Source organism: Leptospira limi (genome assembly GCF_026151395.1).
In the GTDB taxonomy this organism is placed as follows: Bacteria; Spirochaetota; Leptospiria; order Leptospirales; family Leptospiraceae; genus Leptospira_A; species Leptospira_A limi.
Window position 1 is genome coordinate 330,681 of record NZ_JAMQPV010000002.1, and the last position, 14,034, is coordinate 344,714.

Sequence of the window (14,034 nt, forward strand, 5' to 3'; positions counted from 1 at the left end):
TTGAAACCTACTTCTTCTGAAAATAGAAGAAGTAGAGAATTGTCTATTTTTTCTTTGTTGTTTTTGCATTGGGAAATGATTCCAAATCTTCTGTATAGGCTCCAGAAGTTTTCATAAACGTAATACCAAGTTCTCGTAAGGAAATAATCATTGGGATCGTCTTTTTACCAAGCTCTGTAAGAGAGTATTCTGTACGGGGAGGTACAACCGCATATACTTTACGATGGACAAGACCATTTTCTTCGAGTTCACGAAGTGACTGTGCCAACATTTTATCGGAAATATGGCTCAATGTTTTTTTGATTTCACTATACCTTAAGGTTTTTTCTCTGAGTCTCCAAAGGATGGGCATTTTCCAGGCACCACCTATCCAATCTAAGACAAATTCTACAGGATTATAGTACAATTTACCTTTATATTTAAATTCAGGCATATTCCTCCAATAACCTACCAAATGGTAAGTTTATTACCAAATACGTTGGTATAGTCAAAAACTATTTATTTTAGATACAAATCGAATTGCAAATTCTAAAAATAGAACTCTTTATAGACTAAAAAAAGGAGTATGGTGTATGAAAATTGCAATCATTGGAACAGGAAATGTTGGTGGAGCTTTGGCGACGGGTTGGTCAAAAAAAGGTCATCAAATCTTCTTAGGAGTTCGGAATCCAGAGAATTTTAAAGGGAAAGAACTTCTCTCGCTTCCCAATATTACTGCTTGTCCCATCGAAGAAGCTGTCAAACGATCTGACGTAGTTGTGATATCTACACCGGCCAAAGAAACAATCAATGTTATAAAATCGTTAGGTGATACAACAGGAAAAATCATCATCGACACGATGAATACAGTACAAAAAGATACGTCTACTTTGGACACTTCCACCACAGAAACCATACTTAAAAACACACAATCCAAAGATGTTGTGAAGTGTTTTAATACAACAGGTGCCAATAATTTGTTAAATCCCAATTATGGAGATACTAAACTCGATATGTTTATGGCTGGCGATTCCAAAACAGGCAAAGATATCGCATTACAACTAACATTCGATTTAGGATTTGCCAATTGTTATGATGTAGGTGGAAATGACAAATTTGCCCTGATGGAAGAATTTGCATTTTTTTGGATCAATCTTGCGATGTTTCAAAAATTAGGAAGAGAGATCGGATTTAAGTTACTCAAACGTTAGAATCACAACAACATCAAGGAGTTCTTTCATTTGCTTTTCAAAGATTACTTTTGATTAAATTTGGCCTATCCGGGGAGCGGTTTCGCTACTGCCTATTGGACAAAGCCGACTGATCCCTAGAGCAATTTGATCCTCGTTGCGAAGCTTTGACTTTTTTCCCCTCAATTCTATTTCTCAATAGAAAACAAACCATTGTTTGGTTTCCTCTAACTGAACAATATTCAGTCGTTGCACTAGCAATGAATTCGAATGGGAAATATGTAAAATTTCCTATTTTTTCCCTTCATTCGAAACAATGCTATACAAAATGGGAATCTATCCCTCATTACGTTTTGAATCCCATGCAAACTTCAAAAAAATTCACATACTTCTTTGCTTTAGTAATCAGCGTTAGTTTCATCATCAGTTTCTTCTTATATGGAATTCAGAATAATATCGCTGAAAATAATCCCCATGTAGAATTAAAACCCTTCTCCTATTCTAAAATCTTGTCTCGGACAACAACAGTAATCTTATTTATTTCCTTACTTTGGTTTCACAATAGGATAGAAAAAAAACCAATTCGATCTCTCGGATTGGAAAACATAACAAAAAGAAAGAAAGATTTATTTTTAGGATTTTTCGCTGGGATGGCATCACTAAGTTTTGTAGTAGCCACTAAGGTGATTTTTGGTGTATCCAATTGGGCACCCAAAGAATTTTTGGCATTTGATTATTTGATCTCTTTATATTTTTTACTTTCTGTATTTTGTATTGGATTCGTTGAAGAATTATTCTTTAGAGGTTATCTTCTTCAATCATTTGTTGTCGAATGGGGGGAGAAAAAGGCGGTTATCTTTACAAGTTTGTTTTTTTCGTTCACACATTTTATCCGGCCAATACAAGATATTCTCATCTTGATTCCAGAATTCATAGGATTGTTCTTGGTAGGATATGCTTTGTCTTACGCTTGGGTTTATACTAAATCCCTTTATTTACCAATTGGGATTCATGCAGGTTGGGTGTATATTGTCAAAATGCAATCATTCTTCGTTTCTCCAATACCTCACAACTATCAGTGGTTATTCGGTGGTGAGAGACTCGTTACAGGTCTCATTTCATGGATGTTTATGTTTTTGTTTTTATTTGGGCTCAAATATATTTTTGAACAAATGTTACAAAAAGACAAAATGCCAACTGGATAATGGAATATTCACAATCTCGATACACAATATGAATTTTACCTCAATTTGGTTTATCAATTCAGGTGATTCCGTTTTTTTGTAATGAATTGTTTTCTTCCAATTTTGCCTGGAACATCAAAAATCCTAAAGTTGCAATCACACCGCCAAAAAAGATAAAAAGTTCTGGCCCAAAATTTACTGAATCCCAATTTTCATGAGTTAACATTAGATAAATGATCGGTGCAATGTATTGATTCACAAATAATCCAGAAAATATGAGTTGGTTCGAAGTTCCTGATTTTAAAAATTTCCATAAAAACAAATTTGGATTCGAAAGTACGGTGGAGAGGGCAAGAAGGGCCATAAAAGCCATTTCCAATATAGAAATCCCAACTCTTGGATCGATCGACATACTTAAGTAGTTTGGATTTTGAAATAAATGACCAATCAAACTAAGTCCTCCAGGAACAAGCGCTAGATGAATCAGTATATCATCCAAAATCCAAGATCGATTTGGAGTTCTTCTTAAATACAAAAGGATTTCATAAAAACTAAAAAAAATGAGTCCGATAGAAGTGGAATTTGAGGTCATAACAAGCGTTGACTTAGGGTTGATGTGTACGGCAGGAGCAGATAACAACATTAGAATAGAAGAGATATTCCCTCCCCCAACGATCATGAGAAATGCCAAATTGGCGGTAAAAGGCCAAAGCTGAAAATGCCGAGTTGCTAATCGTAAACCAACAATGACAAGAAGAGAAATGGAAGTAAAAATAGAAAGAACAGGTCCGTCTGTTCGGTAAAAAAATGGAACACCAAAAATCCAAGCTACCAATGTCAAACTCGATCCAATTAAAATTAGAAAATCAAGTATTTCTGCCCATTTTAAAAACCGTTTTTCCATTAGGAGAACTCCTTCTATGTTAGCGGAAATGATTTGCTTCTAAGGGCACAATTTTGCAATTCAAATTTGGATTGGATCAAATAAAATTCTTACGATAAACCTGCGGAGTGACTCCATATTTTTTTTGGAAAAGTGTATGAAATGCTGATTTAGAATTAAAACCAGAGGCATAAATAATCCTGATGATTGTCATATTTGGATTCTCCTTCAAAAGTTTTGCAGCTGTTTCCAATCGAAACTGATTTACATAATTTCGAAAACCGATCCCTAAGTGATAATTTAAAATTTCAGATAATTGATGAGAGTCTAAGTCGAGTCGACTTGCTAATGTTTTTAGAGTCAATTCTTCGTTTGTATATAGATGTTCCGTTTTCATCAAATAATCCAATCGATTAAGAACAGATTGAATATCGATTCCTTTCGTACGGCTCTCTTTATAACGGGCAACACTCGTTTCCTTTTCGAAATTTGGAATGATCTCTAAACGATTTGTTCTCTGCAATAAAATATAAACCAAAAGGACAAGTAATCCACTACATGCGATAAAAAATATTTCCATCAAAAAAATTTGGGCAATTAAAAACAAAAACGTGATAGAATTGGTAAAAACGATTAATCGTAAGAATGGTGGGAACGATGTTTTCAGATCCTCTTTAGAATGGATCCTCCACTTCACGATTTTGTATAAGATTAGGGATGTATAAAAGAAAATCGAAACGACACCAAGTCCCAACAAAATCAATACAGAAATGCTTGCACTTTTGCCTCCAAAAATCGATTTCCCCGCATCCACAGTTTCACTCCCGTTAGATGGTCCAAAAACAATGAGGAAACCAAATGACAGAAGTGAAGGAAACAAATGAACAATAGCGGAATGATTAAAGGATCCATTACTCATTTTATCAAAATAAAGGGAACATAGTGGACCAATGAGTAATAAAAGTGGGATATGAAACCCAAATAAGTAAGGGAACAATGAAAAGCTGTTACCAAATTCTGCAGCCATATGAAACTGCACCAAGGACACAGCTAAAAATAATAACGCCGATGAATAATCATAAAGAAAACTTGTTTCTAATTTTGCAAAATTGTTTTGAAAAAATTGAGAAGGAATTCTGATTTTGTTATTTTGTTTTCCTCGTAATTGGTATGTTTCGAGCCAGTGGGATAAAAAAAGCAGGAATGATACAATCGCACCAGCATAAGGAATTAAAATCATAAGTCTTTTTCTCCTTCATTTTCCGAATGTCTATTTTTTTTAAAAAAATCCACTCATTTCTGTGTCCATCTGTATCCAAAAGGACGACTGGACATTGATTGAATGCGATACTCAATTGTATGAACCGAAACCTATCACAAAACCAAGACAACAATCGTAAAATAAATCTAATTCAATCTCTTACAGTAAGAGTACTATTGAGTATACTTATGTTTGGAATTTTTTACACCCACCTCCTTGCAAATCCCTTTGTGTCCAAAAAAAAGTATTTAAATCAAATTCCAATCAAATCCCAACACAAAAAACCCGTCATTACCATCATCAGTGACAACGAGTTTACTGAACTCACTGATTTCCTTGTCCCCTATGGGATTTTGAAACGAGCAGGTATTTCTGAACTGTATGCGTTAGCACCTGAAAGAGGGAAAGTCCAACTATTCCCAGCATTAGCAGTAGAGGTGGATACTTCCTTTGCTAATTTTGACAAAGAACATCCAGAAGGAGCAGACATTGTCATTGTTCCCGCTCTTCATAATTCACAAAATCCAACGATTCTCAATTGGTTAAAAAAACAAAATGAAATGGGTGCAACATTCATTGGAATCTGTGATGGAGTTTGGACACTTGCTTATTCGGGATTGTTGGATCAAAGGGAAGCAACAGGACATTGGTATGCAAAAGATAAATTAATCGAAACGTTTCCAAATACAAATTGGACTAAAAACAAAAGGTATGTACATGACGAACGGATCATCACTACTTCAGGAGTCACTGCATCCATTCCAATCTCATTGGCGTTAATCGAAACGTTAGTTGGAAAGAAAAAGGCAACCGAAATGGCTATGTTATACGGTGTTGAATCATGGGATCCAGAACATAATAGTGATAGGTTTGAATTTAAATGGAATCATTATTTCATTGCAACTAAGAACTATTTATCTTTCTGGAATCATGATACCATCGGAATTCCAATTGAGGAAGGAATGGATGAAGTTTCATTAGCGTTGGTAGCGGATGCATATGCACGCACGTATCGATCAAATGTGAGTTCGATCGCTTTGCAAACAAAACAAGTTAAATTGAAGTCAGGCATTTCAATTTATCCCGATCGAACCAATTCACAGAGTGAAGGAATCCATGTAAAGGTTTTGATTCCAAATGATGGGAAAGCTTTACCGTTACTTAAGGAAACCTTAGATACAATCCAAAAAAGGTATGGAGGAACAACAATGGAATTTGTTTCCCTCCAAATGGAATTCCCGATCCCATAAGGTTTACGAGTATTGGAACAAACAATCTGATGAGTCTCAGTCCAACCCTATTACACCAGTTAGAGAATGAAGATTCCAAGTGGTTCTTTTCGTATAGGGATTTATCCTTAAATTTTGTTTCGATAAGTTCTGCCACAGTTAAACGCTATTTGTCAATTAATTCTTTACGAAAGACTTCTTCGGGTAAAATGATGATTCAGAGATGGAATACACCTACCAATTGCCTAACATCGAAACCATTGGAGACACTTGGACCTATTTTTGGTTACAACTTCCATATGGAATTCCTGGGATTATTTCCCTAGTCGTTGGGTTCTTTTTAAGTGCCTTCAGTTTTCGAAGGATTTTTCATACCAATGGTGAAGACAGAGTTCTTTCTCTGAATGTAGCCATTTCCTTTTTTGGATATGGCATTCTTGGACTTGTACTTTCTCTTAGAGCATGGATCATGGACCGTGAACTCTTACTGGCATTAAACAATTGGCTTTATCTCTTTATCCTTCTCATTTTACCTTCTAACTTTTATATTTGTTATGCGCTCTCTCGGAAAAAAGTATTTTTGTATTATACCTATCTTTGTTGGATCAGTGTTATCTTTGGTTATGTGGGACTTTTCCAAGGACTCGGTTTTCATAACGAGTGGTTTGATTACCAATTTGGAAAGTATCCCAAAGCAACAAATTATATAAAACCATTTGGCATCATCCCTCTTGTCGGATACTTTGCACTCGTTTTACCTTTTTTTACATTCCAGTGGAAAATCCTTTTAAAACGAATCCATAAATCGCTCTTCATCGGTTATAATGTATTGTTTCTAATGACGATCTCAAATGCGCCCGTTTTACTTGGATACAATGTGTATCCTGGATCCTTTTTTATCTTTATCCCCTTGATTTTAATTGCTTACGGAATTTTCCGATCCGATTTTCTCGATGTAAACGAACTTCTGTTTGATCGAAACGGATTATTTTACATTTTGTTTGGTGTGGTTTCTTTTTCACTGATTGTCCTGAGTGGAACAGTCGCACTAGGTTTAAGCCACAGTGCTTATTTGAATGACAATTGGTTTCCCCATGCTCTCCCTCCTACCATTTCCTTTTTTGTCGCTATTTTTATGGCAATCATTGTAGCAGGGAGTAACCCACAAGCAAAGATCAATCAGCTATGTGCATTTTCACTCATCATCACTGCTTTTTATAACTTACAATCCATTCCTACAAAACTCGAACTTAATTATTTAATTTTACTTCGCATATCGCAGGTTAGTTTTTTAATTTTCTCCCTGGCGCCAAGTATTTTATCACGTTTTGTTTTAAAAGCAATTGGAAGTGAAAGACCCAAGTCTTTACTGGTTGTCGATTTACTTTCAATTCTTTGTTCATTTTTATCCATAACACCTTTTTTACACAATGGTTACTACCGTTACGATTATGGAATCATCCACAAAAGTTCCTTAGTTCCCTACTTACTCGGTATCGCTGGATTTTTCGCATTTATCATTGTCGGTCGAGAAATCCACAAACGATGGGCAATTTTACCCAAGGAATCCAAAGTGGCGCTGGGTTCCGTTTTACTCTCTGGAGTATTTTTATTAACTGCATTTTTTCCGTCCCATGGATTCGCGATTCCCCCAATTTCTGATTATTTATTCATTCCGACCACCTTACTTGGGTTTGCTGTTTTAAAATTAGGGGCATTCTCATTACCAGGAAGGACCATTCGATTCAGCCAAAAACTAGCCAATTTAGGAATCTTTTCTATCTTATTTGCCAGTTTATTACAAATGCCAAAGTTTTTAGAAAAACTAGCATTTGGAGAAAGCCTTTTTCACATAACATTAGTTACCCTACCTCTAGTATTGTTCAATTATTTACTGGTTTATGTTTTTGCAAGACCACTAGCAGAAGAGTTAGATAGAAGTTATATCCTCTTAGAACAAGCCAAAAAAGAAGCAGAACTTGCGGGTGAAGAATCCGAAAAACTTTTGTTAAATATCCTTCCAAAATCCGTCGCTGAAGAAATTAAAATCAATGGGTATTGTGAACCAAAATCTTTTGACGAGGCAACCATCCTCTTCACTGATTTTCGAGGTTTTACAGAAGTTGCAAAAAACATGGAGTCAAACGAACTCATCACGGAACTTGATGCTTGTTTCACCCAATTTGATGAAATCATATCAAGAAACCAATTGGAAAAACTAAAAACCATTGGGGACTCTTATATGTGTGCTGGTGGTTTACCAGATTCAAACTACACAAACCCAATAGACGCATGTCTTGCAGCACTTGAGATCAGATCTTTTATGGACCAAATGAAAGAGATCAAAACCCAATTAAATTTACCTTATTGGGAACTACGAATTGGAATTCACACAGGTTCTGTAATCGCTGGGGTTGTTGGTCGTTTTAAATTTGCATATGACATTTGGGGGAGTAGTGTCAACACAGCTTCACGTATGGAAAGTTCAGGAATTGTTGGTGAAATCAATATTTCACAAACAACTTATGACAAAGTTCGATTTTTATTTCATTGTGAACACAGAGGGAAGATTGTCGATAAAAATGGGGAACGGTACGATATGTATCTTTTGAAACAGATCAAACCTAAGTTTTCCAAAGATGGCCTTGTTCCCAATGAATTATTTTGGTCCATTTATCAAAAAATCAAACAAGGTAGTAAAATGGTTTTAAAATCAAAACAGGAAACAGAAAGGATCACTTAATCTATTTTCATTGTCTTCAATAGAAATTAGATTCAAGTTTACACTATGCCTCCTCAAAAGAGTTCCATTCCATTTTACAACCGTGTCCAGTGGCAAACTTTTAAAACATTTTGGAATTCTCTCAGAGCAAAAGAAATAATCCCTTTTTTAATCCGCTTCCTAAAAGAAAGATTCCTTTTGCAACGATCGACCTTTGGCAAGGAATGGAATGCAAAATGGCAATCCAATGCCAACAAAATGAATCCACTCGACCTCATTGCCTTTTTTATCGCTTACAAAGAAGTCACAAGCCATGAACGCGCGTTAATTTTACTGATTAAAATTCTCAAACAACAATCGACTGAAGCCTTTTTGGAAATGGTAGATGTGTTTCGGAAGTATGGGATACGGGTGATGTAGCAGAATGCCTTCTCGACTCCTGCCAGCTGAACCTCCTGTTCAGACAGACCAGCTCCGCAATGATTTCACTCATCCTCCTATCCTGATCGAAATTCGGTATCGCGTGTGAACCATCAAAAATGTGAAGCAACGAGTTCAATAGAAAGATTTCCAATTCTACTAAATCTGTATTGGATGAATTTTTGGTGCAGTCTTGTAATGATCGATCGAAACTAGAATCATGTCCTTCAATGCTCGATTGGCTCTACAGAATTTAAACGAGAAATGATTGGTGGAGACTAGGAAAGAAGATTTCTTAATTCCTGATATACTGTAAAAAAAAGTTCATTAGGTTTATGTCCCAACCCATCGATGGAATATTCTTTTTTAAACCTCAAAACTTTAAACATTTGCATTTTTCCTTTATTTTTAGCTTCAACAAAGCCCCTAGATTCGCATTCAAAAAAATCACTTACTAAGGAATATGTACTTTCCGAAATATTAATTTTGTTAATTTGCCCTGATGACTCCATTCTAGAAGCAACATTTACCGAGTCACCCCATATATCATACGTATACTTCCACTCACCTACCACACCACCAACAACAGGACCAGTATGAATACCAATTCGAATGTCACAATGAAGCAAATTACGGTTAGATCGAATGTATTGTAAAAATTGAATTGCTGTAAGTATACAATCAATTGCATGTGTCCCATTTACGATAGGTATTCCTCCAGCACACATGTAAGAATCACCTATCGTTTTAATTTTTTCTAAACCTCTCTTTTTAACAATTTTATCAAAATGTTGGAACATATGATTCAAACTACTTACAAGAAATTGAACATCTGTATTCTCTGCAATTTTAGTAAAACCGACAATATCTGTAAAAAGTATGGATACAGAGTCGAAGAATTTAGATTTTACAAAACCATTCAACTTTAGTTCATCAATTGTTTCTCGAGGAAGAATATTATTCAGTAATGCTTCTGTTTTGTTTTTTTGATTTTTTAATTCAATTTCTGCTTCTTTTCTTAGAGTAATATCACGAATGATCCCACTAAAAAATATATTTTCTCCTGATTTCCAACTACCTAATGTAAGTTCAATTGGAAACTCTCTCCCCGTTTTGTGCAAACCTATCACTTCAACTGTATTACCAATAATCCTCCCAGATTCTCCATTGATCATTCGATCCATTCCATCTTCATGTAATTTTTTAAATTGCATTGGTATGATAATAGATATGGGCTTTCCGATTACCTCTTCTTTTGAATATCCAAAAATAATCTCAGCACCTTTATTCCACGAGAGGATTTTTTTACTCTTATCTGAAGTAATAATCGCATCTTTTTCAGATTGGCTGATTGTAATAAACTTTAGATTCTCCTTGACAAGGGCTATCCTTTCCTGATTCAATTGTTCAGCTTGTTCAGTGATTAATTTTTCATTCAACTTACGAATTGAAATATCTCTAATAATGCCACTAAAAAAAAATCTCTCCATTTTCAATGTAATGACCCAAGGTTAGTTCTATTGGGAATTCATTTCCACTTTTATGCAAACCTGTGACCTCTAATGCATTACCCATCACCCTTGGTTCATTGCCATTAATCACATTTTCCATACCTTCATCGTGGTATTTTCTCAGATGTATTGGAATTATGATTGAAATAGGTTTACCTAATATTTCATCCTCAGAGTATCCAAATAAATTTTCTGCACCTTTGTTCCAAGACAAGATGGTTTTACTTTTGTCGGAAGTGATAATTGCATCATTTTTTGAACCCCGAATCGCAAGGTAATGTTTACTCAATTCTTGTAGTTTTAACTTTTTCATCTTGTAAAATAAACAATTTTAATTGTTAAACATATTTGATATATAACTCTCTATCGTTTTAGAGATTCTATATATTCATTGTCCAGATGGTTCAAAAATTCCTTCACATCAAAACCAATACAATTCGCAATCACAACGGACGCAAACTTTTGATTTGGATAAATTCGCATTTCGCTATGATAACCTGCTCCTCCTCCTTCCTTATAAAAAAACGATATTTTATTTGAACGAATCTCTTCAATATGCCATCCTAGGGTCATCGGAATTAGGTATCCATCTTTCGTCTTCTGTTGTTCATAAAACAAAGATTTGGCTTTCGGATTTAAAATTTTGGAATTTTCTTTCAATTGATCGATTAGAAATATACTTACTGCATCAGCTGAAGCAATCATTCCACCATATGCAGGGCCATTCAAATAATGATTTTGGATATTTAACCAATCACCTTCATAAGATCCTATGAATTTTTTATCCAAAAAATATTCACTTAAGAGATCAATGATTGACCATTTTTTAATGTATCCCTTCGCATGAAATTTATCATTAGGAATCTTAAACCCAACTTCAGTTGCTCTCAAACCTAATGGACTCAATATCTCTTTTTTCATATACTCTTCATAAGTGGAACCAGATGTAACACTTATCAATTTTCCCAATAACCAATAGGAAAGATTAGAATAACCATATTTTGTACCAGGTTCAAAACTGAGTTCTGGATGTTTAGCCAGAATTTCCGAAAGCTCTTGATTCTCATTGTATTGAGGATGTTCACTTGCGAGATGGACCCAACTTAATGGTATCGGATTTGGAAGACCAGATGATTGTGAAAGAAGTTGTTTGATGAGTACTTTTGAGCCATAGGGGTTATCTGGCAAATAATCAGATAAAGGACGTTCTATATCAAGTTTTCCCTCTGCATTGAGTTTCAAAATCGCAGCAGCAGTAAATGTTTTTGTCATTGAATAGATCATCTGACTTGTATTCGTTGTCATTAATTGTTTTAATTTTACATCAGCAAATCCCAAACTAAAACTGTGAACAGTACCTTCCGCTGTCACTAGTACATATTGTAAGCCAGGCGTATTGTTTGATTCGATGGATTTTTGAGCAAATTCAAACATTCTTTTTTTCACGTCTTGTTGCTCCGATTTTCGAATTGTAACACATGTTTGACTCATGAATAATTGAATGATTAGGATGTAGGGAATAATTTTCATACATTCCTTCCTTTACTTCGCCTTATATGGCAAAAACTGAAGACGCAATACAAAGATAAGCATAAGGTTCAAAATCGGTAGAATGATTAAACTATACCAACCAGGAAAAATTTTAAACTGATCGACATTATTAGCAAAAAATGATTTAAAATGCAGTGGAACGCTAATCGTAAAATATATGGTTATAAAATTGTAAATCACTTTTGATATCATCCCATGATGAATCACTTTTGATCGGAATGTCCAAAGTAATATAGTAGAGATGACCATGGGGATTACAAATACCATATCAAATTCTCTCGTGAGAAGGTGTTGGATTACAAGTTCGGGACTGAATACGAGTCTTGAAGTATGTAAATAAATTCCGATGATGAGCACCATTGAAACCATAAATTTTAATAAAGTAGAATAAGAATTCATATTTCACCTTTCAATCTTCTAAATTTTTTATCTTTTAAGATCATTCCAATTTCAATAAGGGCAAATAGGAGATGCATATTTGTAGAAAGATAACCAGCTTCTATCATTTTTAGCTGTGAATAGTATGACCAATGTAACAAGTTAACAACCATTAGAAATATATGTAATGAGATTATTAGGCATTGCCAATGCAGAAGGTTTTTACTTCTCGAACCGATAAAACATGCAAGGCCAAGTAAACCAACTAGAAAATAAGCTTCGTGAAAACCGATTGCTGCAACTATATTCACTTGTAAAAACCAAAACATTCCAATCCCATTCATTCTACCTACCAATGTTCCGATGAATAATGTAAATCCTAAACTTGCTATAAATATTCCATGTATCTTAAGTATCGTAGCAGGAACCTTCACCTTTTGATACCTTCTGTACGAGTGACTAGCAGTCCTGAGACCAAAGCAAAGATTTCCAATGTGATAAACAGTAAATGAATACATAAACTCAAATGAAAAGTCTCTATTCCCATTGCATTGACAACTAGTGGTTTAAAAAGTGCTAGTGTTGATAATGGTACAAGATGAGCTGCAATTCCAAGTAAATCAGATGGCCAAATTGATTGACCATTGGCACCAACAATGAGAACAATCCCAATTAAAGACATCAGCAGATAAGCCTGCCAAAGTCCAATTTCTGAAGTTGGATTCGTATATAAAAAGTGAAATGGCCCTAAATTTTCTGTAATCGTGGATCGATAAGAAACACTCGCATTTACTAATGCAAGTAAAATCAAACAAATTCCATGAATCCGTAAAATAGTGACTGGAAACTTTTCCCAAAATGTCTTTCTCATATATCCTCCAATCCTAAAAACCCAACTTTGTGAATATGTATACTAATTTAGTATTTTCAGTATACTGTCAAGTTTTTTTGCTTTCCGTTTTGATCGATTCAAGTTTTAAAGGAAAGGATGAAAGAAGAACTAGTCAGAAATGCTGTTACAATACTAAAGGAGCAAGGATTTGAGGAGTTATCCGCTATTTCAATCAGTGCTGCCTGTGGAGTAAGTAAGCGAACTTTTTACAAAACATTCAATGGATTGGACGAATTTTTAGATTTACTCATGGAAATTATCTGTGCAGAAGTTCGTCAGGAATTTGATAAGTACCTAGTTACTTCTTTGGAATTAAACCAAGAGAAAATTGAAGAGTTCTTTTCGATTATGCCACGACTCTTTGGTAGACATTTTGAATCATTTATGGTTCATTTATTGAAAATTCGACCTGATTTAGTGAAAAAATTTTTAGTATTTCGAAAAACAGAATTTAAAAAAATAGCAGAAAAAATCATTTCTGTAAATGTTAAAAATGTCAAAAAGCGAAAAATCAGCCAACTTGTCGCAACTGACATATTACAAGTATTAGTTGATCAAATAGCGACACCGCAATACTTAGTCGAAAGTGGAGAGAGCATGAAAACCGTTGCGAATTCTATCCTACAAATTTATCTATATGGCATTTATGGAAGTTAAGGAAATTATAATTTAAAATACAATTGTTTGTGGTATTTAAGTCTATCGTAAGTTTGATCGTTTCTGTATTTAAATAACTTCATTATACTTTTACTTCTGACTTAATATCTTTAAATTTTTAAGCAAAATATTAAAAGTAAATACTTCAGAATTTTAATTACGACTTTCCTTTCCCCT

At 34.5% G+C, this 14,034-nt stretch carries 15 protein-coding genes; 6 read left to right on the top strand and 9 right to left on the bottom strand.

Annotation, left to right across the window (positions count from 1 at the left end):
- Nucleotides 1-43 precede the first annotated feature (43 nt).
- Complete coding sequence (locus tag ND812_RS15070; protein WP_265376197.1) at nt 44-433, bottom strand: winged helix-turn-helix transcriptional regulator; 390 nt, start codon at nt 431-433, stop codon at nt 44-46.
- Between the two features lie 139 nt (nt 434-572).
- On the opposite strand from ND812_RS15070, the gene ND812_RS15075 reads away from it, so the two are divergent.
- Both ND812_RS15075 and ND812_RS15080 read left to right on the top strand, forming a co-directional pair.
- A complete protein-coding gene (locus ND812_RS15075; RefSeq protein ID WP_265376198.1) occupies nt 573-1,190 on the top strand; it encodes an NADPH-dependent F420 reductase in 618 nt (205 codons plus the stop codon).
- Nucleotides 1,191-1,531: 341 nt separating this feature from the next.
- Nucleotides 1,532-2,374: a CPBP family intramembrane glutamic endopeptidase gene (locus ND812_RS15080; protein WP_265376199.1), complete on the top strand. Its 843-nt coding sequence runs from the start codon at nt 1,532-1,534 to the stop codon at nt 2,372-2,374.
- Between the two features lie 58 nt (nt 2,375-2,432).
- On the opposite strand, the gene ND812_RS15085 is transcribed toward ND812_RS15080, so the two are convergent.
- Entirely contained in the window at nt 2,433-3,257 is an 825-nt protein-coding gene (locus tag ND812_RS15085) for a hypothetical protein (RefSeq protein ID WP_265376200.1), read from the bottom strand.
- Between the two features lie 76 nt (nt 3,258-3,333).
- Complete coding sequence (locus ND812_RS15090) at nt 3,334-4,476, bottom strand: helix-turn-helix domain-containing protein (protein ID WP_265376201.1); 1,143 nt, start codon at nt 4,474-4,476, stop codon at nt 3,334-3,336.
- A 119-nt stretch (nt 4,477-4,595) separates the two neighbouring features.
- Between ND812_RS15090 and ND812_RS15095 the strand changes: the two genes are divergently transcribed.
- The 3 genes from ND812_RS15095 (at nt 4,596) to ND812_RS15105 (ending at nt 8,868) form a co-directional block, all read left to right on the top strand.
- Entirely contained in the window at nt 4,596-5,747 is a 1,152-nt protein-coding gene (locus ND812_RS15095; RefSeq protein WP_265376202.1) for a DJ-1/PfpI family protein, read from the top strand.
- Between the two features lie 202 nt (nt 5,748-5,949).
- Nucleotides 5,950-8,469, top strand: coding sequence for an adenylate/guanylate cyclase domain-containing protein (locus tag ND812_RS15100; RefSeq protein ID WP_265376203.1), 2,520 nt, complete (start codon nt 5,950-5,952; stop codon nt 8,467-8,469).
- 177 nt (nt 8,470-8,646) lie between these two features.
- On the top strand, nt 8,647-8,868 hold the full coding sequence (locus ND812_RS15105) for a hypothetical protein (protein WP_265376204.1): 222 nt from the start codon (nt 8,647-8,649) through the stop codon (nt 8,866-8,868).
- Between the two features lie 278 nt (nt 8,869-9,146).
- On the opposite strand, the gene ND812_RS15110 is transcribed toward ND812_RS15105, so the two are convergent.
- From ND812_RS15110 to ND812_RS15135, 6 genes are read right to left on the bottom strand one after another with little or no spacing between them, the layout of a single operon-like run.
- Nucleotides 9,147-10,307 (bottom strand): adenylate/guanylate cyclase domain-containing protein, encoded by a 1,161-nt coding sequence (locus tag ND812_RS15110; RefSeq protein ID WP_265376205.1) that lies wholly within the window; start codon nt 10,305-10,307, stop codon nt 9,147-9,149.
- A gap of 31 nt (nt 10,308-10,338) precedes the next feature.
- Nucleotides 10,339-10,692, bottom strand: a complete 354-nt coding sequence (locus tag ND812_RS15115; protein ID WP_265376206.1) for a PAS domain S-box protein — start codon at nt 10,690-10,692, stop codon at nt 10,339-10,341.
- A 50-nt stretch (nt 10,693-10,742) separates the two neighbouring features.
- Nucleotides 10,743-11,909: a serine hydrolase domain-containing protein gene (locus ND812_RS15120; RefSeq protein WP_265376207.1), complete on the bottom strand. Its 1,167-nt coding sequence runs from the start codon at nt 11,907-11,909 to the stop codon at nt 10,743-10,745.
- Between the two features lie 12 nt (nt 11,910-11,921).
- Nucleotides 11,922-12,329, bottom strand: a complete 408-nt coding sequence (locus ND812_RS15125) for a hypothetical protein (RefSeq protein WP_265376208.1) — start codon at nt 12,327-12,329, stop codon at nt 11,922-11,924.
- Nucleotides 12,326-12,742 (bottom strand): hypothetical protein, encoded by a 417-nt coding sequence (locus ND812_RS15130; RefSeq protein ID WP_265376209.1) that lies wholly within the window; start codon nt 12,740-12,742, stop codon nt 12,326-12,328. The genes ND812_RS15125 and ND812_RS15130 overlap by 4 nt, the downstream gene beginning before the upstream one ends.
- Nucleotides 12,739-13,179, bottom strand: a complete 441-nt coding sequence (locus ND812_RS15135) for a hypothetical protein (protein ID WP_265376210.1) — start codon at nt 13,177-13,179, stop codon at nt 12,739-12,741. The genes ND812_RS15130 and ND812_RS15135 overlap by 4 nt, the downstream gene beginning before the upstream one ends.
- A 117-nt stretch (nt 13,180-13,296) precedes the next feature.
- Here ND812_RS15135 and ND812_RS15140 point away from each other — a divergent pair, with 117 nt between their 5' ends.
- The gene (locus ND812_RS15140) at nt 13,297-13,857 is read left to right on the top strand and encodes a TetR/AcrR family transcriptional regulator (protein ID WP_265376211.1); all 561 of its coding nucleotides are present in this window, start codon (nt 13,297-13,299) and stop codon (nt 13,855-13,857) included.
- The last annotated feature ends 177 nt before the right edge of the window (nt 13,858-14,034 follow it).